This is a genomic window from Paramuribaculum intestinale, assembly GCF_030759015.1.
Lineage (GTDB): Bacteria > Bacteroidota > Bacteroidia > Bacteroidales > Muribaculaceae > Paramuribaculum > Paramuribaculum intestinale.
Map to the genome: position 1 here is coordinate 1072411 of NZ_CP098825.1, position 22732 is coordinate 1095142.

23 protein-coding genes are annotated in these 22732 nt (G+C 55.7%); 5 read left to right on the plus strand and 18 right to left on the minus strand.

What is annotated here, in order from left to right; genetic code table 11:
• Positions 1 to 25: 25 nt before the first annotated feature.
• From NF347_RS04740 to NF347_RS04775, 8 genes are all read right to left on the minus strand, one after another.
• Positions 26 to 574 (minus strand): HD domain-containing protein, encoded by a 549-nt coding sequence (locus NF347_RS04740; protein ID WP_107035787.1) that lies wholly within the window; start codon positions 572 to 574, stop codon positions 26 to 28.
• Positions 574 to 1602, minus strand: a complete 1029-nt coding sequence (locus NF347_RS04745) for a branched-chain amino acid aminotransferase (protein WP_107035788.1) — start codon at positions 1600 to 1602, stop codon at positions 574 to 576. The genes NF347_RS04740 and NF347_RS04745 overlap by 1 nt, the downstream gene beginning before the upstream one ends.
• Before the next feature lie 151 nt (positions 1603 to 1753).
• Entirely contained in the window at positions 1754 to 3748 is a 1995-nt protein-coding gene (locus NF347_RS04750) for a hypothetical protein (RefSeq protein ID WP_107035789.1), read from the minus strand.
• Complete coding sequence (locus NF347_RS04755; RefSeq protein ID WP_107035790.1) at positions 3748 to 4962, minus strand: bifunctional 3,4-dihydroxy-2-butanone-4-phosphate synthase/GTP cyclohydrolase II; 1215 nt, start codon at positions 4960 to 4962, stop codon at positions 3748 to 3750. The genes NF347_RS04750 and NF347_RS04755 overlap by 1 nt, the downstream gene beginning before the upstream one ends.
• A 58-nt stretch (positions 4963 to 5020) precedes the next feature.
• Positions 5021 to 6910: an LptF/LptG family permease gene (locus tag NF347_RS04760; protein WP_107035791.1), complete on the minus strand. Its 1890-nt coding sequence runs from the start codon at positions 6908 to 6910 to the stop codon at positions 5021 to 5023.
• 164 nt (positions 6911 to 7074) lie between these two features.
• Positions 7075 to 7503 (minus strand): N-acetylmuramoyl-L-alanine amidase, encoded by a 429-nt coding sequence (locus NF347_RS04765; protein WP_107035857.1) that lies wholly within the window; start codon positions 7501 to 7503, stop codon positions 7075 to 7077.
• Between the two features lie 98 nt (positions 7504 to 7601).
• Entirely contained in the window at positions 7602 to 8099 is a 498-nt protein-coding gene (locus NF347_RS04770) for a GNAT family N-acetyltransferase (RefSeq protein WP_107035792.1), read from the minus strand.
• On the minus strand, positions 8096 to 9100 hold the full coding sequence (locus NF347_RS04775; RefSeq protein WP_107035793.1) for an FAD:protein FMN transferase: 1005 nt from the start codon (positions 9098 to 9100) through the stop codon (positions 8096 to 8098). Before NF347_RS04775 ends, NF347_RS04770 begins: the two co-directional genes overlap by 4 nt.
• 216 nt (positions 9101 to 9316) lie before the next feature.
• On the opposite strand from NF347_RS04775, the gene NF347_RS04780 reads away from it, so the two are divergent.
• From NF347_RS04780 to NF347_RS04800, 5 genes are all read left to right on the plus strand, one after another.
• Entirely contained in the window at positions 9317 to 9898 is a 582-nt protein-coding gene (locus NF347_RS04780; RefSeq protein ID WP_107035794.1) for a DJ-1 family glyoxalase III, read from the plus strand.
• Positions 9899 to 10126: 228 nt separating this feature from the next.
• Positions 10127 to 10600: a Fur family transcriptional regulator gene (locus tag NF347_RS04785; RefSeq protein WP_107035795.1), complete on the plus strand. Its 474-nt coding sequence runs from the start codon at positions 10127 to 10129 to the stop codon at positions 10598 to 10600.
• 33 nt (positions 10601 to 10633) lie between these two features.
• The gene (locus NF347_RS04790; protein WP_107035796.1) at positions 10634 to 11908 is read left to right on the plus strand and encodes an adenylosuccinate synthase; all 1275 of its coding nucleotides are present in this window, start codon (positions 10634 to 10636) and stop codon (positions 11906 to 11908) included.
• Between the two features lie 59 nt (positions 11909 to 11967).
• Positions 11968 to 13212, plus strand: a complete 1245-nt coding sequence (locus tag NF347_RS04795) for a DUF1015 domain-containing protein (RefSeq protein WP_107035797.1) — start codon at positions 11968 to 11970, stop codon at positions 13210 to 13212.
• Positions 13213 to 13215: 3 nt separating this feature from the next.
• Positions 13216 to 13920: a hypothetical protein gene (locus NF347_RS04800; protein WP_133166430.1), complete on the plus strand. Its 705-nt coding sequence runs from the start codon at positions 13216 to 13218 to the stop codon at positions 13918 to 13920.
• On the opposite strand, the gene NF347_RS04805 is transcribed toward NF347_RS04800, so the two are convergent.
• The 10 genes from NF347_RS04805 to NF347_RS04850 all read right to left on the minus strand — a co-directional run bounded on the left by NF347_RS04805 (position 13905) and on the right by NF347_RS04850 (position 22309).
• Entirely contained in the window at positions 13905 to 14201 is a 297-nt protein-coding gene (locus NF347_RS04805) for a Dabb family protein (RefSeq protein WP_107035799.1), read from the minus strand. The genes NF347_RS04800 and NF347_RS04805 overlap by 16 nt on opposite strands.
• Before the next feature lie 11 nt (positions 14202 to 14212).
• On the minus strand, positions 14213 to 15832 hold the full coding sequence (locus NF347_RS04810) for an ABC-F family ATP-binding cassette domain-containing protein (protein ID WP_306254326.1): 1620 nt from the start codon (positions 15830 to 15832) through the stop codon (positions 14213 to 14215).
• A gap of 147 nt (positions 15833 to 15979) precedes the next feature.
• Complete coding sequence (gene thiH, locus NF347_RS04815) at positions 15980 to 17089, minus strand: 2-iminoacetate synthase ThiH (protein WP_107035801.1); 1110 nt, start codon at positions 17087 to 17089, stop codon at positions 15980 to 15982.
• Between the two features lie 10 nt (positions 17090 to 17099).
• Positions 17100 to 18806, minus strand: coding sequence for a phosphomethylpyrimidine synthase ThiC (gene thiC / locus NF347_RS04820; RefSeq protein ID WP_107035802.1), 1707 nt, complete (start codon positions 18804 to 18806; stop codon positions 17100 to 17102).
• Between the two features lie 24 nt (positions 18807 to 18830).
• A complete protein-coding gene (locus NF347_RS04825; protein WP_161953397.1) occupies positions 18831 to 19616 on the minus strand; it encodes a thiazole synthase in 786 nt (261 codons plus the stop codon).
• Between the two features lie 17 nt (positions 19617 to 19633).
• Positions 19634 to 20263, minus strand: a complete 630-nt coding sequence (locus NF347_RS04830) for a thiamine phosphate synthase (protein ID WP_107035803.1) — start codon at positions 20261 to 20263, stop codon at positions 19634 to 19636.
• A gap of 30 nt (positions 20264 to 20293) precedes the next feature.
• Positions 20294 to 20866, minus strand: coding sequence for a thiamine phosphate synthase (locus NF347_RS04835; RefSeq protein WP_161553845.1), 573 nt, complete (start codon positions 20864 to 20866; stop codon positions 20294 to 20296).
• A gap of 5 nt (positions 20867 to 20871) precedes the next feature.
• The gene (thiS, locus tag NF347_RS04840; protein WP_107035805.1) at positions 20872 to 21072 is read right to left on the minus strand and encodes a sulfur carrier protein ThiS; all 201 of its coding nucleotides are present in this window, start codon (positions 21070 to 21072) and stop codon (positions 20872 to 20874) included.
• Positions 21069 to 21875, minus strand: coding sequence for a bifunctional hydroxymethylpyrimidine kinase/phosphomethylpyrimidine kinase (gene thiD / locus NF347_RS04845; protein ID WP_107035806.1), 807 nt, complete (start codon positions 21873 to 21875; stop codon positions 21069 to 21071). Before thiD ends, thiS begins: the two co-directional genes overlap by 4 nt.
• A complete protein-coding gene (locus NF347_RS04850; RefSeq protein ID WP_107035807.1) occupies positions 21875 to 22309 on the minus strand; it encodes a TM2 domain-containing protein in 435 nt (144 codons plus the stop codon). The genes thiD and NF347_RS04850 overlap by 1 nt, the downstream gene beginning before the upstream one ends.
• Between the last annotated feature and the right edge of the window lie 423 nt (positions 22310 to 22732).

Consider the following 22732-nt stretch of genomic DNA (forward strand, 5'->3'; position numbering starts at 1 on the left):
CCTACAGTCTGCGGCCGGTCAGGCATCAGTCCGAAAACTCTTCGTGCAGCCGATCGAAGCGACGTAGTGTGTCGGCCGATATGCGCGCCATCGATGCTCTGACCCGGTCGATGCTCTTGCGCTCCATGTCGCCGCTTTTGGAGTAGAATTTGTCGGCATAGCATATCAAGCGTTCGAGCTGTGTGTCGGGCATATACGTCCGGTCGGCGGGAAGAGGCAGATGTTGCGCCGCGATCTCGCCGGCGGTCAGCCCCGAGCCGGTATGGCGTTCGGCCACTCTTGCCACATCCTCGCTGTAACGCTCGCGGCGGAGCAGGTCGGCTCCCAGATAGCCGTGGGCTATGTAGGGAGCGGTGCCGTGACAGTGGATTCCGGGTGCGTCAGTGAGAAATATGCCTATGTCATGGAGCATGGCGGCTTCCTCAACAGTCTGCAGGTCGACCGGAAGATGTCGTCTTCGGGCTATTTCCACCGCAAGCGCGGCCACCGAACGGCTGTGGCGCAGAAAAATATCCCGAAGGGTTGACCCTTCGGGATAATATTTGTCGATTACCGATTGATAAGGCAGTGTCATCAGATACCCTCCACAATGGTGTTCCAGCCGTGTGTGTCGGGCTCTTCTCCGAGCTGCACTGCACGCAGCTTCTCATACAGCCGTGTGGTGATCGGGCCGGGCTGGTGATCCTTGGCCACGATATACTTGACACCGGTGTCTATGTCGTGGATTTCGGCCACGGGCGATGCCACGGCGGCTGTGCCGCACGCTCCGGCCTCGTCGATCTCGGCAAGCTCCTCCAGAGGTATGTGACGCTCTTCGACCGTGATGCCCATGTCGCGGGCGAGCTGCATCAGGCTGCGGTTGGTGACGGAGGGGAGTATCGATTCCGAGGCAGGGGTGATGTAGCGGCCCTGCTTGATGGCGAAGAAGTTGGCCGGACCGCATTCGTCGATATACTTTTTCTCGCGCGGATCAAGGTAGAGCACGGCCGAATATCCGAGTTCGTGGGCGCGCTCGCCGGCTTCAAGGCTTGCTGCGTAATTGCCGCCCACTTTCCAGCGGCCGGTGCCTTTGGGCGCCACGCGGTCAAACTCGCGCATGATGCATATATTGGTAGGTTTGAATCCCTCCTTGAAGTATGGGCCGACGGGGGTCACCATCACCATGAACAGATATTCCGACGAGGGATGCACGCCGATCTGGGCGCTCATGCCAAGCTCGATGGGGCGTATGTAGAGCGATGCTCCGCTGCCGTAGGGGGGTATGAAGCGGGCGTTGAGCTCCACGGCTTTGATCACCATCTTCTTGAACAGGTCGACGGGCACCGGCGCCATCTTGATGCCGTTGGCCGATGAAATGATACGGTTGGCATTGTCTTCAATACGGAATATGCGCACCTTGCCGTCGGCGCCGCGGAAGGCTTTGAGGCCTTCGAATATCTCCTGGCCATAGTGGAGAGCCGTGGCGGCCATGTGCATGTTGATAGTGTCGGACGATGATACTTCTATCTCGCCCCACTTGCCGTCGCGGTAACGGCAGCGCACATTGTAATCGGTAGGAATATAGCCGAACGATAGGTTGGCCCAGTCGAGTTTCTGATCCATGACGAAGCTTTATGTGAATTAAGAGTCTGATTACAGTGTCAGATGCAGGCCGTGACTCCTTTCGAAAGCGGGCAGGACGGCTGTGCATAGATCAATGTTATGTTTGATTGTCGCAAAGTTAATATTATTTACGCTCTCGGCCAAATCTTTTTCATCGGTAAAGTCGTGCAAGATCGTAGGAATAGATCTGCCGGCCGTTTTTGTAGATGAAGGCTTGTCCTTTCAGCTCGGAGCCAGCCTTGCATATCAGCAGCAGTGCATTGCCGGGCACAACCATGTCGATATACGTTTTTCTGGCAGTAGCCTTGTCGAGCAGAGTCCAGTTGCCGTCGGCGGCAAGATAATATATTTCGTAGTCAGTGCCCTTGGTGATGAAGTTTTTATCAGTATAGAACGATACCGAAGCCATTGCTGCCGGCCGGGAGCCGAGGTCGTAGGTGAAGAAACTGCGGTCGGCCGGAAGTGTGAACCGCGATGTGGCTATGCCGTCCTGAAGATAGTAGGGCTCGAATTCGGATGGAAACCGCTCGATCACCTGACAAATGCGTTGATGTTCCATCTCCTTATCATCGAATATGTCGAGTTCGCCGATGGTGAAACGTTTGCCCTTGGGAGCACTCATTCGCAGATAGCGGTAATGCCTGTCGCGTGGGAGTGATATGTTGAGCAAATCGGTGAAGATGGTATCGTTGTCATTGACTCTGAAAATCGTGTCGGGATGAGTGAACGCATAGTCGTCTGATGCCGACAGGGTATATCCGCTTATATGATCCGACAGGCGCATTGCCAGCACGTTGGTGAATGGTCTTGTGCGTCGCAGACGCGCCTTCTGCACCAGTCTGTCGGGATTGGCTTTAAGCGTTTTCACTTTAGAGTCGTGTGTGACATAAAATGCGTCGCCACACGGTACAAATCTTTCCGTGGTGTGCCGCACCGGGACAAAGATCACTCCAGGCTCAATGTCGTGGAATGTCACACGGTCGCCGTCGCGTCGTCCGGTATCGATTATTTCCCAGCTTCCGTCGATCCATAGACCGAGATATACCATCATTTTTGCGTCGGTCGGACGAATGCCGACAGTGGCTTCGTTGTGGCCGAAATAGTGTGAGGTGACATCGTGCAGAAAGGGATTGTTGAGCCTGACTGGCAGCGAGCGTATGTCGTTGAGAGCAGCCATGCGGTCATCCTGGCGTGCAAACGACTGACGGTAGATCTTGCCGGTGGTTCGCGGCGAAGCAGGGCGGTGGCTGCGGTCGGGGATGTAGTCGTCAAGCCCTACGGGATAGTATTCCGAGGTGATCGGATCGCGGACCACGATCCACTGGTATGAATGATTGTTGTCGGGCGAGAACAGTATGTTGTCGGTAGTCACCGGTATGCCGCATGAGCGCATGGCATAGACGAGCAGATCACACCAGTCGCGCCTGAATCCGACACGATTGTTGAACAGGTTTGTGGCGGTGCGGTGGGGAGTGATCAGCTGATCGTTGTAGATCCATTTCTCGCTTTCAATGTGCTTCAGCAATACAAGGGCGGCCTCGAGCACGTCGCTGCCCTGATAGAGCGAGTCGAGCACATGATTGTAGTGTTCGGCATACATCCGCCGCCATCTCACAGGCTGGTCGTCGCTTATGGTATAGGGCAATATCAGTTCGCAGAAGTCGTCAAACGACAGGTCTTTGTTCCATGGACGCTCTTTCCATTGCTTGAATGCCAGATCAATGTTCTCGATAAGCATTTCGGCGCTGACACTGCGGAGGTCATCCTTGCGTGGAAGATTGATGAGTGAGAACTTTTCCCAGCGCTTGAGCTGCTCGGGGGTGAAGAAAAAATCCACCTCCTTGCGTGTGAGCTGTGCGAGAAACATTTCAAGCGAATCAAGTTCCGTGCACTGATAAGAGTAGTGGCCATGCATGTTACTGATCAGGAACTTGGCAGCCTCCAGTTTTTCAGGTTCGTCCTCATAGTGTTCGAGCACTTCCACCAGCTCCTTCCTGTTGCGTGCAGCACGGTCGAGCGCTTTGGCAATCTCAGGAGAATACGACTCCTCGCTGCCGCATGACCACATCCCTGCGGCCATGATTGCAACGAGTGCGGCCATGGCCGCCGAGCGCAGCCGCCGGAGAGAAAACAGTGACTGCGTCATCAGTCTACGTTATGAAGATTGTGACCCATACGCTCCTTTTTGGTGTGCATATAGAATCGGTTGTCATCATTGGGTTCGATTTCAATCGGCACGATCTCCTCCACGGTGAGTCCGTAGCCCTCCAGTCCGATGCGTTTTTTAGGGTTGTTGGTCATAAGACGCATTCTTTTGACTCCGAGCAGATGGAGTATCTGCGCTCCCACTCCGTAGTCGCGCTCGTCGGCCTTGTGACCCAGATGCAGATTGGCGTCGACAGTGTCGAGCCCATCTTCCTGCAGCTTGTAGGCTCTGATCTTTTCCATGAGTCCGATGCCACGTCCCTCTTGGCTCAGATAGAGCACCACTCCGCGTCCGGCGCGTTCGATGGCCTGCATCGAGCGGTGGAGCTGTTCGCCGCAGTCACATCGGCGTGAAGCGAATATGTCGCCGGTAGCGCACGACGAGTGTACGCGCACCAGCACCGGCTCGTCCGTCGCCACGTCGCCTTTTATCAGAGCTATGTGCTCAAGTCCGGTGGTCTTGTGGCGGAACGGTATCAGACGGAAGTGGCCGTAGGCTGTGGGCATATTTACTTCCTCACCCTTTTCCACGGTCAGCTCCCGTAGCATACGGTAGGCGATGAGATCGCGTATCGAAATGAGCTTCAGACCCCATTCGTCGGCTTTCTCGCGCAGCTGCGGCAGGCGAGCCATGGTGCCGTCGGGATTGAGTATCTCTATCAGTGTGGCGGCTGGCCTGAGCCCGGCGAGGCGGGCGAGATCGATGGCCGCTTCGGTATGTCCGGGCCGGCGTAGCACACCCTCTTCCTGCGCGTAGAGCGGATGTACGTGTCCGGGGCGTCCGAAGTCCTCCGGCTTCGCATCCGGATCGGCCAGATGACGCAGAGTGGCCGCACGGTCGTTAGCCGAAACTCCGGTGGTGCATCCTTCGAGTTTGTCAACGGTGATGGTGAACGGTGTGCCGAGCATCGAGGTGTTGTCATCCACCTGATGCGGCAGATTGAGTTCGCGGCAGCGCGAAATGGTCAGCGGTGCGCACAGCTCTCCGCGGGCATTCGTCACCATGAAGTTGACACTCTCTGCCGTGGCTTTTTCGGCAGCCATGATGAGGTCGCCTTCGTTTTCGCGATCCTCGTCGTCGACCACAATGACGAATTTGCCCTGACGGAAGTCCTCTATGGCTTCCTCTATTGTGTTGAGTCTGATCTTTTCCATATTATAGATAATAGGTGGCTGTCTATTGGTGTTCGTTGATATGTATAGTTTAGGAATACTACGTTTTGTCTTTGGTAATGGTTCTTTGGGGCTTCTCGCCGTTGAGAAGCTTGATCTCCTCGCGGCTTACCTTTTCGATAGTGGCTATCTCGCCGTCGAGGTGTTTTATAGAGCGGCGTCCGGCGATATAGACCGGCAACCCTATCGGGAACAGTATGATGGCGCTCCAGGCCACCCACTTAACGCCTGTCGGATGATATATCCAAAGGCTGCGAAGCACCGGGAAATCCATGAGTTTCATCACTACGAGTCTGTCGCGCGAGTTGGCAAGATACCCCACGGTGCTCTCCAGTTCGGCCGACAGCGCTTTGAGATCCAGACGCGGCACTCCCTGCGTCCAGTAGGCCACATAGTTAGTGCACCGCGCAAGGCTTTGGCGTAGCCGGCCGGCATGTAGCGACAGCGATTCAAGCTTCGTAAGCGCTTCAGCCTTAGCGACCTCCTCCATGATCACCTCTTTCATGCTGACCGAACGCACTTCGCCTCGGCCGAGCAGACGCCTGAAGAAGTTGGCGTACGCGTCGCGGTTGAACACCGCCGAGTCGTTGACCGCCTTGTAGGTGAAAAATACGCCCAGAGGCAGCAGCACAGCGGCGCTGAGCCACATGCCTTCCCACACCTCCAGACGCCCCTCGCGCGCCATCTTGTTGCCGGTATTGTCTATGATGTAATAGAATATGAAGAGAAACACCGATATGACAAGCGGCATTCCCAGACCACCCTTGCGGATGATCGCTCCGAGCGGAGCGCCGATAAAGAAAAACACCAGACAGGCAAACGACAGTGTGAACTTCTTTTGCAGTTCTATGCCGTGGCGGCGTATGGTCTTGCGTTTGTCGGCCAAGGCATAGCCTTTGAATTCGTAGTCCTGACGCTGTCGCTTGGTCTTCTCCAGAGCGGTCTGCAGGTAACTCAGTGTATATGCCGATGTTGAGCCTCTGAACACCGAGTCGACATTGAGCCGGCGTGCGGCAGCATGGCTGTGGCCGGTAGTGTCGTTGCCTTTTGTGAGTGGCATCGACATAAGTCCGGCCGACTGCACGGCTTTGGCATATTCCAAGCCGATGCTGTCCGCCTGGGCACGCACGGAGTCGATGGTTTCCTGCAGCTCGGCGATGTTTTTGCCGACATACTGGTTGCGCATCCCGTCCTCGTCCATTCGGTTGAAGTTGGCGTCGAATTTCAGCAACACCTCCTTGTAATCAAACGATTCGCGGCGATAAGGCACATTGGCGCTGCTCATGCCGGCTTCCTTTAGATTCTCGAACGATTCTCCCTGCCATAGCCGCAGCACCAGATGGGTCTTGTCCTCGGTCATGACCAGACGTCCTGAATCGGCCAGAATCACACTGGCGTTGTCAAACCCCTTCGACAGGTCGTAGATCATCATCTGATAGAGGGTGCCGTTGTCGCGGTTTTTCTCCTTGACGTAGATGTTGTAGCCTGGAATCTGGTCGTAGAATACTCCCTCGGGTATCTCCAGCTCAGGCGATTTCTGACGCATGGAGTAGAGCAGGGTCCACATCTTTGTCTGCGCGACCGGCAACACATTGTTCTGAAAGAAAAAAGCCGCTATGGCAATAAAGGCCACCAGTGCGATCAGAGGCTTCATCGTTTTGATCAGCGACACGCCCGAAGCCTTCATGGCCGTCAGTTCGAATCGCTCGCCGAGATTACCGAATGTCATGAGCGACGCCAGAAGGATGGCGAGCGGCAGAGCCATCGGTATCATTGTCAGCGAGGCGTAGAAAAACAGCTCTCCGATCACTCCGATGCTCAGGCCCTTGCCCACGAAATCGTCGATAAACCGCCATAGAAACTGCATCATAACGATGAACAGGCAGATGAAGAAGGTCATCACAAACAAGGGCACGAAACTCTTGAGCATGAATCTGTATAAGCGTTTTATACGTAGCGGATGCATCTTCGGCGGTATGATGATTGCTTTAGAGGGTCAGTTATTGATGTGGGGGGATTGCGCCCGAAGTCGGTGCCTGAAGCTGCAATCCTGATGCAAAGTTACGCAAAAAATCCTAATTATCCGCATACATGTCAAGTGGCGTGATATCCTTTGCACAGACGAGCATATTCCGCAGTGGCGTCAAACGAGGGGCACGCTTTGGCGGCGAAGTCGCGGTGGCCTCTGACGCTCGATCCGGGATAGCGCCTGAGCAGCGATGCGAGCAGCGCGGTGAGCGATTCGCGCTGTTGTGGCGTGCGTGTGTCGGCAGGCGTCCCGTCCGTCTCGATGCCGCCTACGTAGGCCACTCCGATGCTTCCGGCGTTGTGTCCGAGGCAGTGTGCTCCGGCTATGCTTTCGTCGCGGCCGCGATGCACCGTGCCGTCAAGCGCCACCACGTAATGGTATCCTATCTGATTGAATCCGCGCTGGCGGTGCCAGCTGTCGATCTCGGCCACGCTGACGTTGCGGGAGCGTGGAGTGGCAGTGCAATGCACTATGATTTCTGTGATGTTTCTCATATCGGCTGCAAAGTTACGCAGCCTGAAGCCATGTCCGTGCGGGCGTTTGTCGCGGGTGCAATTGTGAAATTTGTCGCGGGCGTACCCGCGACTCGGCATTATCCCACGATAAGCTCGTAGTCGACCACGTCGAGCCGGCGTCCGAATTTCAGACCCACGGCCTTGAACTCCGACACCGGCAGGAAGCCTTCACGTTCGTGGAGACGCCGGCTTATAGCGTTGTCTGCGGTTATGCATGCTATCAGAGCATGAAGAGAAGCATCGCAGCGACACTCCTCTATGAGTCGGCGCAGCAGGGCGGTGCCTGTGCCGTGGCCTTGATGACGGCTGTCGACGTATAGCGTCGTTTCGGCAGTCGGACGATAAGCCCGGCTCTGTTTCCACTGGTGGGCATAGGCATATCCTGCGATGCAGCCGTCGGCATCCTCCGCCACCAGCAGAGGATATTCGGCGGCTATGCTGTCGAGCCGGGCACTCATCTCCTCCACTGTAAGCGGTTCGGTCTCAAAGGTGATGGTTGTATGCGTTATGTAGTGATTGTAAATCTCTGTGATCCGTCCGGCGTCGTCGGGCCGGTATTTTCTTATGCTGATCATAGCGGAAAACCTTTGCTTGACATGATTTTCATTCCATTGGCGGCTGTGCTGTCGGCCGTCACAATCATGGCCTCGGCATCATGTTCACGCTCTATCATGGCCATTGCCGCTTTTGCTTCCATGGCCATGCAGGCTGTGGCCAGAGCGTCGGCCGTCATGGCGTCGGGGGCTATCACGGTGGCCGAAATGGTGGTGCTTTTCACCGGTCGGCACGTCAGCGGATCTATCGTGTGGCCTATGCGGCCGCCGGGGGTGTCGCGATAGTTGCGGTAGTTGCCCGAGGTGGCGATCCCGCAGCCTGTGACGGCTATTGTGGTCAGTCCGCTGCGTGTTTCATCGGCCGTGCTTTCAGTCGGCATGTCGATCATTATGTGCCACTTCTCTCTTGCCGGATTACTGCCTCCGAGGGTGATCTCGCCTCCGATCTCCACCATAAAGTCGTCGACGCCGTTGCGCCTCATCATGGCTGCCACCTCGTCGCAGCCGAGCCCTTTGGTGATGGCGCTGAAATTGAACTGTGTGCGGCTGTCCTTCTTTATCATCCGTCCGTCGGCAACCATGCACCGGTCCATGCCGACGATGGCTCTGACGCTGTCTATCGCATCATCCGTAGGCTCGCCGCAGGCTGTTTCATAACCGAACCCCCACAGATTGACCGCAGGGGCTACCGTCGGGTCGAATTTACCGCCGCTTGCGCTCCACACCCTCCGTGAGGCGGCGGTCACAATGGCTACCAGCGAGTCACAACGGTCGCTCTCGTTGCGGTTGATCAGGCTAATGACCGATCCTTTGTCGAATGGCGACAGCGATTTCTCCACGCGGCTCATTGTCGCCAGAATAGAGTCCGAAAGGTCATTCTTCCCGCGGTATGTCACATGATACGTCGTGGACCAGACACATCCCTGCGTCGAACGCCAGCGGCGTGAGTCGCAGCTACCGGTGCATACGGTCAAGCCTGCTGTTATAGTGATAATCAGTGCCGACAATGAAAAATGTTTCATGATTCTGAAAATTTCTGTCAAAATTACATAAAAATCCCCGGATTATGGTTACATTTGCCAAAACCGATTGTTTATATCCCATAAGTGGCTCGCAAAACCGAAGTATAACCGCGGGTTGCTGACGGGTTTGATAATATCAACTGATTCTTGAGAGCTACTTAAGATCAATGACAGAGTGACAGATTCCGAGATATCACCAATCCTAAATATTTAATCATGAAACGCTCTTACTTGTTTTTAGCACCGGGATTCGAGGAAACCGAAGCATTGGCTACGGTCGACGTGATGCGTCGTGCCGGCATGGAGGTGCTCACCGTCGCCATCAATCCCGAGAACAGTGAAAAAGTGTGTGGAGCCCACGGCGTAGTGGTTGTGGCCGATCTGCTCCCGGAAGATGCCGACTTCACTGACGTGGAATGGCTTATTTGTCCGGGAGGAATGCCCGGCGCACAGAATCTCGCCGACAGCAGGATCGTCACCGAAGCATTGCGTGCCCATGCGGCTAAAGGCGGTAAAATCGCCGCTATCTGCGCCTCGCCTGCACTGGTGCTCGCGCCGCTCGGTATTCTTGACGGACGCGAAGCCACATGTTATCCCGGCATGCAGCCCGAATCCGACAAGATCGTCATGCGCGACGCCCCCGTGGTGGCGCTCGACAACCTGATCACGGGCAACGGCCCCGCATCCACTCTCGCTTTCGCGCTTGCCATCGTCCGCCGTTCGTGTGGCGATGCCGTAGCCCAGCAGATCGGCAGCGGAATGCTCGTATATCCCAAATCCATGAACTTCTATTTCTGATCATTGCACAAAAGGCAATATATTACCGATAGCGCGGCCTGACCTGAAAGTCGGGTCGCGCTTCGTGCAGTTTACGCAACATAGGCTCACACCGGTTTCGCACCACCGATGGAAGGCACTGAATATGGATTGATAACGGAGCCTCGTGCAGGTATAGTGGAGGATAATACGCTTTTTTGCCATTAAATTATGGCAAAGTGAAAAGGTTTTTTTAACTTTGTCATCGCGATGAACGATGAACGTACAAAAGCAGCCGCCACAGCGGCCCTCAACCGGTATCTGATGCAGCACCGTCTGCGCCGGACTCCGGAGCGTTACGCCATACTCGACAAAGTGTTCAGCCTGTCGGAGCACTTTTTTGTCGACACACTTCACCGTATGCTCGACGCCGACGGCTACCATGTCAGCCGTGCCACGGTCTACAACACCATGGAAATACTTGTCGATGCCGGACTTGTCCGACGTCACAACTTCGGCTCCACTCCGGCACAGTACGAAAAAGTGGCAGGCATAACCAACCACCACCACCTCGTATGCACACAGTGCGGCAAGGTCAGGGAGGTCAAGGATGCCGAAATCGACCGGCTGCTGTCATCAAAGCGCTACACCTCGTTTCATCCGGCCTATGCCGACCTGTACATCTACGGAGTATGCTCCCGATGCGCACGACGACCGAGGCCGTCAGCCAAAAACAAAGAATAAAATTCGACACCAATCATACAATATCGTAAAGCAATGAAAGTAGACGTGTTGCTCGGCCTCCAGTGGGGCGATGAAGGAAAAGGAAAAGTAGTGGACGTACTCACGCCGCGCTATGACATCATAGCCCGTTTCCAGGGCGGACCTAATGCCGGACACACCCTTGAGTTCGAAGGCAAGAAATATGTGTTGCGTTCAATTCCCTCAGGAATTTTTCAGGACGGCAAGACCAACCTTATAGGCAACGGCGTGGTTCTTGACCCGGTGCTCTTCCGCGAAGAGGCCGAAAGCCTTGAAAAATCAGGCATACCCCTGCGGTCAATCCTGAAAATATCGAAGAAAGTGCACCTGATCATGCCTACCCACCGCCTGCTTGACGCTGCCAACGAAAAAGCCAAGGGCATCTCGAAGATAGGCACTACGGGCAAAGGCATCGGACCGACATATACCGACAAGATCAGCCGCAACGGACTGCGACTCGGCGACACGCTGCTTTCCGACTTCAGAGAGCGCTACGCCAAAGCGCGCGACCGTCATATCGACATGCTCGCCGCACTCGGCGAAAAGCCCGACACAGCCGAGCTTGAAAGCAAATGGATGGATGCCATCGAATATATCAAGACTTTCGATATCGTCGACAGCGAATTCTTCATCAACCGGGCGCTCGCCGACGGCAAAAGCGTATTGTGCGAGGGAGCGCAGGGCACACTGCTCGACGTTGACTTCGGATCATACCCGTTCGTGACATCGTCCAACACCATTACAGCCGGAGCCTGCGCCGGACTCGGAGTGGCTCCCAACCGCATAGGCGACGTCTACGGAATATTCAAGGCCTACTGCACAAGAGTAGGCAGCGGACCGTTCCCCACTGAACTGTTCGACGAAACAGGCCGCCTCATCCGCGATCTCGGCCACGAATACGGAGCCGTGACCGGACGCGAACGCCGTTGCGGATGGATAGATCTCGTGGCGCTCAGATACGCCATCATGATCGACGGCGTCACCAAACTCATAATGATGAAAAGCGACGTGCTCGACGGATTCGACGAAATCAAGGCTTGTGTGGCCTACGAGATCGACGGCAAGCGTGTTGAGGACTTCCCCTACACCGTCGACGGCGTGGATGTCAAGCCGGTCTACGTCACCCTTCCCGGATGGAAGACCGACATGACGGGCATGAAGAGCGAACAGGAATTCCCCAAGGCATTCAGCGACTATGTGGCATTCCTCGAAAAAGAGCTTCAGACCCCGATAGCCGTGGTTTCGATCGGTCCCGACCGCGAACAGACAATCGTGCGCGACAGCTTTTGAATAAAAAGCTGTCGGCCGCCCGACATGCAGATAACTTACCTTAATTGATACCTGACATTATGGCAAAAATCAAACCCTTCAGGGGCGTACGTCCCCCAAGAGAACTGGTTGAAGAGGTGGCATCGCGCCCCTACGACGTGCTCAATTCCGATGAAGCGCGGCGTGAGGCCGACGGCAACCCCAAATCGTTGTACCACATCATCAAGCCGGAGATCGACTTCGACCCGTCGACCGACGAGCATGATCCGCGGGTCTACGACAAGGCAGTGGAAAACTTCAATGCCTTCCAGAGCAACGGATGGCTTGTGCAGGACGATGACGACCATTACTACATCTACGCCCAGACGATGGACGGACGCACACAGTATGGAATCGTCATAGCGGCCAATGTCGACGACTATATGGAGGAACGCATCAAGAAGCATGAGCTAACGCGCCGCGACAAGGAGGAGGACCGCATGAAGCATGTCAGGATCAACAATGCCAATGTCGAGCCTGTATTCTTCGCTTTCCCCGACAATGACGTGCTTGAGCGCATCATAGCTGATGTCACGAAAGGAGCGCCGGAATATGATTTCACGGCTCCCGACGGATTCGGCCACCATTTTTGGGTGATCGACGACAAGGCCACGATCGAAGCCATAACCGGTGAATTCGCCAGGATACCATATCTGTATATCGCCGACGGACATCACCGCACTGCGGCCGCAGCTCTCGTAGGCGCCGAAAAAGCAAAGGCCAATCCCGGCCACCGGGGCGATGAAGAGTACAATTATTTCCTGGCGGTGGCATTCCCTGCGTCACACCTCAAGATTATCGACTACAATCGTGTGGTGCGCGATCTCAACGGGCTTACGCCGGAGGAGTTTCTCGGCCGGCTCGAAAAGGATTTCATCGTGGAGGCCAGAGGCGCTGACATATATAAGCCCGAAAAACTCCACAACTTTTCGCTCTATCTGGCCGGAATATGGTATTCGCTCACCGCACGCGAGGGCCGCTACAACGATCAGGATCCAATCGGAGTGCTTGACGTGACCATATCGAGCGATCTGATACTCCGCGACATACTCGGCATCACGGATCTCCGATCCGACAAACGCATAGATTTTGTAGGCGGCATACGCGGTCTCAGCGAGTTGAGCCGCCGCGTCGACAGCGGAGAGATGGCCATGGCTCTCGCCCTCTATCCTGTGTCGATGAAGCAGCTGATGGATATTGCCGATTCAGGCAATATCATGCCTCCGAAGACCACCTGGTTCGAGCCAAAGCTCCGTTCCGGACTTGTCATACATAAACTCGACTGACCATTGGCATTGTCGACCGGACGATATAATGAAGCGGGGCGCGTTTCGTCAGCCGACGGACGCGCCTTGCCGTTGGCCGACGGCACTACTCCGTCAGGCGAACCGCTGACCGGAGTCTTCGCCACACCTCCTTCGGCATATCTGCGTCTTGCGTTCGGCCGTATTGTCGGCCGGTGGGTGTGGATTCCTGTAGTTGTGGCGCTTGGATGCCTGATAGCTGGACTTGCCGACGCTGATGGCATGCGCTGGATATTTGCCGGAGTGATCCTGGCGTTCTGCGTATATCCGATAGTCATGCTGCATATATGCATGAGGTCAGTGGTCACTTCGGAGGCACGGCTCTGTGTCGCGCCCAAAAGAATTCTGCTCAACTCTGCGGGGATTGAGGTCATATTCCAGAAACCGTGCGATGAACCTTCAGATGAATGCGATGATCCTTCAGATGAAGAGGCCGGCGGAAATGACGCATCTCTTTTACAAGAAAAATCATCGTCGCCACAGACTGAAGCCATGGTCGACGATGATTTTGAGTCGGTATCTTTTAGTGATATTGTCGATGTCGTGTCGTCAAGAAGCGCCTGCGTCCTACGTCTTCGCGGACGATCCGCCCGATATCTGATCATACCCGCTGACGCTTTTGTGTCGGCCGACGGAGCAGCACGCCTGATGTCGGCAACAGCCTCGGCAGCCGGTCAGCCGACGGTGTAGTCCACACAAGCCCGTGCAGCCTTGCATCCGGCTATGATCGAGGCGGCGGCCACATGAGCCGGATGAGCCGCATAGACGGCTACGTCGGCGAGCGACGGCAATGTGGCTGTCAATACCACGTCCCAGTCTTCGGCAGGATTCTCGTTGATGCCCACCTCGATGCTTTCAAGGCATTCTATCTGTCCGGGCAGTGCCTTCAGGGCTTCGGCAAACCGTAGAGCCACCGCCGCACGTTCCTCGGTGCTTCCCGACAGTTTGAAAGTGACGATATGCTTTACCATCGCGCGGTCGTTTAGTTCGTTCCGTACATTTTCTCACGGGCAGCGGCTACGCGCTCGTCGGTGATATAGTCATCGTAGTCCATCATCTTGTCGATGATTCCTGACGGCGTAAGCTCTATGATGCGGTTGCACACGGTCTGGATAAACTCATGGTCGTGCGACGACAGCAGTATGTTGCCCTTGAAGCTCTGAAGAGTGTTGTTGAACGCCTGTATCGATTCCAGATCAAGATGGTTGGTGGGGGAGTCGAGCACCATGGTGTTGGCGTTGCGAAGCATCATGCGGGCTATCATGCAGCGCATTTTCTCGCCGCCGGAGAGCACCGATGCCTTCTTAAGCACCTCTTCTCCCGAGAAGAGCATCTTGCCGAGGAATCCCTTGAGATATATCTCGCTTGAATCGTCGCTGAACTGGCACAGCCAGTCTACCAGATTCATGTCGGTATTGAAAAAGTCGGAATTGTCGAGCGGCAGATAGGCCGTGGTTATGGTCTGACCCCAGTCATACGTGCCGGCATCGGCCTTGCGGTTGCCGTTGATTATTTCAAACAGGGCAGTCATGGCACGCGGATCGCGGCTCAGGAATGCCACCTTGTCGCCTTTCTCGATCTGGAAATTCACATCCTTGAAGAGCAGTTCGCCGTCGACCGATGCTGTAAGCCCGTGCACTTCCAGTATCTTGTTGCCGGGTTCGCGCTCTGGAGTGAATATGATGCCCGGATAGCGTCGCGACGAGGGCTGGATCTCCTCGATATTGAGCTTTTCAAGCATCTTCTTGCGGCTTGTGGTCTGCTTTGATTTGGCCACATTGGCGCTGAATCGCTGTATGAATTCAAGCAGCTCCTTGCGCTTCTCCTCTGCCTTCTTGTTCTGCTGCTGTTGCTGGCGGAGAGCGAGCTGGCTCGACTCATACCAGAAGCTGTAGTTGCCGGCGAAGAGCGACACCTTGTTGTAGTCGATGTCAAGGGTGTGGGTCGACACGGAGTCGAGGAAGTGACGGTCGTGTGAAACCACAAGGACGGTATTCTCAAAGTTTGACAGATAATTTTCGAGCCATGCCACGGTGTCGAGATCAAGGTCGTTGGTAGGTTTGTCGAGAAGCAGATTGTCGGGGTTGCCGAAGAGGGCTTTGGCGAGCAGCACACGCACTTTCTCGTTACCGCTTAGGTCCTTCATGAGCATATAGTGCTTGTCCTCCTTTATGCCGAGGCCGCTGAGCAGGCTCGCGGCGTCGCTCTCTGCATTCCACCCTTCGAGTTCGGCGAACTTCTCCTCAAGCTCCGAGGCGCGTATGCCGTCGGCATCGCTGAAGTCGGCCTTGGCATACAGGGCATCCTTCTCCTTCATGATGTCCCAAAGCACGGTGTGACCCTGGAGCACTGTGTCCATCACAGTGAATTCATCAAATTTGAAGTGATCCTGTTCGAGCACACTCATGCGTTCGCCCGGGCCTTGGGTTATAGTGCCGTGGGTGGGACTGAGCTGTCCGCTCAGCATACGCATCAGTGTGGATTTGCCGGCACCGTTGGCGCCGATAATGCCGTAGCAGTTGCCAGGAGTGAATTTCATGTTCACATCCTGAAACAACACTCTTTTTCCAAACTGTATGCCTAAATTGTTTACCGCTATCATCTTTGTTTACCTTATCTTTATTGAAATCCGATACAAAGTTACCGCTTTTTTTTTATTTCGCCAACCGCGTCGCCCCCGTTATTGCGCTATCATGGATGGATCCGCAATGACGGGGGCGACAATAGTTGTGCGTCAAGTTCTGTCTGTTCAGTCGAAGCAGCGGTCCCAGTCCTTCCATACTGTTTCGTAGCCGAGCGAGCGTATCTCTTCGGCCACCTGTGCGGGGGTGCGCGAGTCGGTGACTTCAAACTGCTCCAGCGAGTCGGGTTCGGAGCAATAGCCTCCCGGATCGGTCTTGCTGCCGGCGCTCATGGAGGTCACTCCGAGTTTCATCATGTTGGCGCGGAATGACGGAGATTCGCGGGTGGAGTAGGATATGTCGACGTCATGGTCGAATATTCTGAAAGCGAATGTCAGCTGGGCAAGCTCACGGTCGGTCATCACCACTTTCGGCTGATAGCCTCCTTCGGCCGGACACATGCGCGGGAAGTTGATGCTGTAGCGGGTCTTCCAGTAATGTTTGCGGAGATAGCGCAGATGACGTGCCATCATCGTCACGTCGGTGCGCCAGTCCTCAAGGCCTATGAGCACTCCCATGCCTATCTTGTGCACTCCGGCCTGACCCATGCGGTCAAATCCGTTGACACGCCATTCGAAAATGGATTTCATGCCGTGGGGATGATAGGTCTTGTAGGCCTCCTCATGATATGTCTCCTGAAAGCACACCACACCGTTCAGCCCGCTGCCTGTCAGCCGCTGATAGTCGCGGGTCTTCATTGGCATCACCTCGATGGTGAGGTTGCTGAAATATGGCCGTGCCACCTGCAGCACCTTCTCGAGATAGTCCACGCCGTTGAGCCTCGGGAACTCTCCCGACACCACCAGCAGATTCTCAAACGGGCCGAGGCGCCGGATAGCCTCACACTCTTTCTTCACCTGATCGAGTGACAGAGTGATGCGCGTGAAAGGATTGTCGTGGTTAAATCCGCAATACACGCACTTGTTGGTGCAGGCGTTGCTCACATAGAGCGGTATATACATCGAAATGGTCTTTCCGAAGCGTTCGAGCGTATAGGCGTGCGACAGCTGCGCCATCTCTTCGATATATGGTTGTGCGGCCGGCGATATGAGCGCCATGAAGTCGTCCACGTCAAGATGCTCCTTGGCGAGAGCCGTTTCCACATCCGAGGCCGTCTTGGCCGCGATCTCGGCGGTGGTGCGGTCCCAGTCATATTTTTTCAGTTCGTCGTAAAACATCGCTGTCGGATTATTTCGCGCACTCTTCGGCTGTCGACTGCGATATGCGCATCGCGCAGAAGTTGGGTCCGCACATGGTGCAGAAATGGTCGTCGTCGCGGTGACTCTCCACATAGTAGCGACGGGCTTTCTCCGGGTCAAGCGACAGGTTGAACTGGTCTTTCCACCTGAAGTCGTAGCGTGCGAGGCTCATCGCGTCGTCGCGCACCTGTGCGCCGGGATAACCCTTGGCGAGGTCGGCGGCGTGGGCGGCGATCTTGTAGGTGATCACGCCCTGACGCACATCGTCGAGATTGGGGAGTGCCAGATGTTCTTTGGGCGTGACATAGCATATCATTGCGGTGCCGGCCCAAGCGATCTGTGCGGCGCCTATGGCCGAGGTGATATGGTCGTAGCCGGGAGCTATGTCAGTGGTCAGCGGGCCTAGTGTGTAGAACGGGGCTTCGTGGCATTTGTCGAGCTGACGGTCCATATTCTCCTGTATCTTCTGCATCGGCACATGGCCGGGACCCTCTATCAGCACCTGTACGCCGTGGACCCAAGCCTTTTCGGTGAGTTCGCCGAGCACGTCGAGTTCGAGGAACTGCGAGCGGTCGTTGGCATCATGGATTGAACCCGGGCGGAGGCCGTCGCCGAGCGATACGGCCACGTCATACTGTGCCAGTATCTCGCATATCTCGTCGAAGTGGGTGTAGAGGAAGTTTTCCTCGTTGTGGATCACCGCCCATCGTGTCATGATGGATCCTCCGCGGCTCACGATTCCCGTCAGGCGTTCGTTGATCATGTCGGCGTGGGCGCGGAGTGCGCCGGCATGGATGGTGAAGTAGTCCACACCCTGCTCGGCCTGCTCTATGAGCGTGTCGCGGTATATCTCCCACGAGAGGCGCTCCACGCTGCCGTCCACCTTTTCGAGAGCCTGGTATACCGGCACAGTACCTACGGGCACCGGACAGTTGCGGATGATCCATTCGCGCGTTTCGTGTATGTTGGCTCCGGTGGAGAGATCCATAAGTGTGTCGCCGCCCCAGTAGCAGCTCCACACGGCTTTGCTTACCTCCTCCTCGATGCCCGACGACAGAGCCGAGTTGCCGATGTTGGTGTTGAGCTTCACGGCGAATTTGCGGCCTATGATCATCGGCTCCGCTTCGGGATGATTGGGATTGGCCGGGATCACGGCGCGTCCGGCGGCAACTTCTTCTCTCACCGTTTCAGGAGTGATGTAGCTCTTGATGCCGAGAGCCGCGCAGTTCATGTTCTCGCGGATGGCCACATACTCCATTTCAGGGGTGATGATACCTCGCCGGGCGAGATCCATCTGCGTGATGCGGCAACCCTGTTTAGCTCTCAGCGGACGGTGGCGGTTGGCGAACCGTATCGCGTCGAGCGAACGGTCGGCTTCGCGCTGACGGCCGTATTCCGAGGTGATTTCAGGCAGCTGCTCGAGATCGTCGCGCCGTGCGTTCCACTGTTCGCGTATGCGAGGGAGTCCGCGGTTGATGTCGGTGGTCACATCCGGATCGGTATAAACGCCGCTTGTATCGTAAACGTAGACCGGTTCGTTCTCCCTGACGGTCTTCGTGCCGTCGGGAGCTACTTTGACCGTGGGGGTGAGTATGACACGGCGCATGCCTACTTTCACATCGGGGTGTATCTCGCCGTGCATGTATGTTTTCTCCGAGCCGGGATAGCTGTGGAGATTGATATTGTCGATAGTCATAATTCTATGTGATAGGGTTGGAAATCAGTCAAGGAATGAGGTGAGAGGGCTTGTGGCCTGAGCGTGGACGGCAGCGCCGGTGGCCACCCGTCCGAGTCCGGCCAGACGGGCTTTGCGGCCGGCCTCGACGGCGAGCCTGAATGCGACAGCCATCTCCACAGGGTTGCGCGCCACGGCTATGGCAGTGTTCACAAGCACAGCATCGGCTCCGATCTCCAGAGCCTCGGCCGCATGCGACGGCGCTCCTATGCCGGCGTCGACCACTACCGGCACCGTGCTCTCCGCTATGATGATTTCAAGCAGGTCGCGTGTACGCAGTCCCTTGTTGGTGCCGATCGGCGCTCCCAGCGGCATGACTGCGGCTGTGCCTGCCTCTTCAAGGCGTTTGCAGAGCACCGGGTCGGCCTGTATGTAGGGGAGCACATGGAATCCCTCCCGGGCCAGTATCTCTGTAGCCTTTAGTGTTTCCACCGGGTCAGGCAGCAGATACTTGGGATCGGGATGGATCTCTAGTTTGATGAAGTCGGTGCCGAAACAGTCGCGGGCGAGCCGTGCGGCCATTACAGCCTCTTCGGCGTTGCGCACGCCCGAAGTGTTGGGCAGAAGAGTGACATGCTCGCGGTTGATGTGCTGGAGCATGTTGTCCTCTTCCTCGTGGTCCATGTCGATGCGCTTCATGGCCACGGTGACCATTTCCGAACCCGACGCCAGTATGGCGTCAAGCATAAGCCGGTTGGAGGCGAATTTGCCCGTGCCGACAAAGAGGCGGGAATGGAATCCCCGTCCTCCTATTGTCAAAATGTCTTCCATTGCAAGTGTATTGTAGTTCAGTCGTGAGGAATATCCATCAGACGTTCCATTATCTTCATAGTGTAGAGCATTGGATCGGGAGCGTTGATGATCGCCCCGCTTACGGCTATGCCGTTGATCCCTGCCGCTTTAAGCGGATCTACATCGTCGAGCGTGAGGCCGCCGATAGCTACGATCGGCAACTCGACTCCGGCCTTGCGCACGGTGTCGACAACCTCTTTGACCCCATCGGTGCCGAGCACCGGGGCGAGATTTTTTTTGGTCGAGGTGGTGTGTACGGGGCCGAGGCCTACATAATCCACATCCTTCCCTTTCCATTTGATTATATCTTCGGCGGTGTTGGCTGTGACGCCTATTATTGCGTGCGGGCCGAGAAGCTCGCGTGCTTCCATCGGATCCATGTCGCCGCGGCCGAGATGCACTCCCGATACGCGCAACTCGTTGACGAGTTCCACACGGTCGTCGATTATCAGGAATGTGTCGTGGTCGCGGCATAGGGGTATGAGTTCCAGAGCAGTCCGGCGCACATCCTCGTCGGAAGCGTCCTTCATACGCAGCTGTATCCAGCGGCATCCGCCCTCAATGGCCATCCGCACTTCCTCGGCTATCGACCAGCGGTCGGAAGGATTGGTTATGAACTGCAACATAGTCGTAGATCTGTTTTAATTGAATTCTGGTTAAACAAACTGGCGGAGCCGGTGTTCGAGATCCTGTTGCCCGGAGGCTGCCCAAAGGTAGCCGAGCACGGCATATCCGCCGAAGCCGGCTCTGCGCAGATAACCGGTGTGCTCCGGAGTGACTCCGCCTAATGCTATAACAATCGGTGATGAAAATGTTTCGATGCTCTCCAGTTCATAGTCGCTGAATGCAGCGGTGTAGCCCGGTTTGGATATGCTGTCGAACACCGGACTGAGTGTGACATATTCGAGATGGCTGTCGGCCTCGGCGATCTCTTCGACTGTGTGGCATGAACGCGACAGACCTCCCCGATAATTGGCGGGAGGGGCAGGGCAGCGTCGGTTGAGATGCAGCCCTCCGACATTGAATTCGTTGATCAGTTCGAAATGCCCGTGGAGTCGTAGCCGTGAATGAAATTGCTGCGGCACGCTCTCGATCAGTCGACGCATCTCTGACAGCGAGGCCGCAGGGTGACGCAGGTGCACTGCATCCCAGCCTTCGCGCAGGATTGTGGCGATCCATTCTCCCTCGTCGTGGCGCGGGTCGGTTCCGGTGACAGCTATCCGCATCATGTCGGTCATCCGCCGTAAAAAGCTGTGATGACTACTACGCGGTCGCCATCGGTCAGCACCGTTTTCGGACGCATGTCGGCTGTCACCACATGATTGTTGAGCGCAGTGGCTATGCCTTGCGGTTTTACGTTAGCCGCCTCAAGAGCATCCTGCAGTGTGGATGCCTCAGGCATATCATACGTTTTGCCGTTGATTGTTATGTTCATGTGATCTTAAGTTTGCGTGGTGAGAAAAAGTGGTCGACCGGGCCGTGGCCTTTGCCGGTAGTGACTTTAGCGCCGGAGCGGAGTGCGCGGGTGACGAAAAGCTTGCCCATCTCCACGGCTCTTGGCAGACTGTAGCCTATAGCCATGTAGCACGCTATGGCCGACGACAGAGTGCATCCGGTGCCGTGTGTGTTGGGGGTGTCGACCGCATCGGCTTTGAGCTCAATCCAGTCGCCATCGGCTGTGAGCAGCATATCTGTCTTGAAATCTACCGCATCCGAATCGCCACCCTTTACGAGCACATTGGCGCATCCTTGTCGGCGCAGTTCCTCGGCCTGCCGGCGTGGGTCGTCGCAGCCGGTAAGCGCCTCTGACTCGTTGCGGTTGGGGGTGATGAGTGTGAGCATAGGAAAGAGTGTCCGTCTCATGGCTTCCACTGCATCGTCGGCGATCAGGCGTTTGCCGCTTGTCGACACCATCACCGGGTCGACCACAAGATTTTTGACGCAGTGATGTCCGAGCACTTCGGCCACAGCCTCGACTATCGGAGCGCTGAAGAGCATTCCGGTCTTGACAGCAGCAGGCGATATGTCGGCAAACACGGCGTCGATCTGTGCCTTGACCATCATGGGGCTTACCCCCTCTATGGCTCCCACGCCGACGGTGTTCTGTGCCGTCAGGGCTGTAATGGCCGACATGCCGTAGCACCCTATGGCCGACATGGTCTTGATGTCGGCCTGAATGCCTGCGCCGCCCGATGAGTCGGATCCGGCTATGGTTAGCACAGGTATGTACCGGCGCATCAGAATGGGAATGATGAAGTGGTGAGCAGATAGCGGTTCTCAAATTCCTGATTGGTCATGCAGAGCATCATTATGCCCTGTATCAGCCCTAAAAGTGCAGGAATTGATCCGCAGGAGATCACCGTCAGCAACAGAAACACTATGCCGCCGGTGGTTTTCCCGATATAGAAATAGTGGATTCCGAGCCAGCCTAACAGTATGGCCAGCAGGGCAGTCACTCCGCGGCTCCGTCCTTGCGGACCCGATGCGAAAGCGTCATTGGCATACCACATCGCGTAAGGGTCTGACGGTGATGACTGGCCGGCGTAATGGGCTTGCTGATCGCCGTATGGGGGCGGCGTCTGGCCATATCCGTTATCGATAGCGCTGCCGCAGTATCGGCATTTTATGGCGTCGTCCTGAATCTCTTCGGCGCAATAAGGGCATTTTTTCATAATTTCTGTCGGAATAGTTGTCGTTGAAATAGTGTCAGGCCTTTGCCGACAGCATCGGCCGTGCCTACAAAGTTACAAAATTCTTTATTACCGCGGTTAATTCTTCGTTGTCATGTCAGTTTTTTTGTCATATTCGTTTTGTCGTCTTGCGCATTTTGGGGTGATCCGGGCGAAATTGCCCGGAAATGCTGCATCGCCTTTGTTACCATGAGCCGCGGCAGATCGCTGCGGAGAAGCTTTGCGAGCTCTTTTCATCTTTTTTGGTAAATTCGCGAAATTTTTGCGGTGTCATTATTTGGAGTGTAAAAGAATTATTTGGAGTGTAAAAGAAAAGTATTACTTTTGTGATGGACTTTAGCTGCAAGGCTATCATGCCAGTTTAGCGCCGGGGTGTTCCTTGAGAGACCCGGCTTATTTTTTATG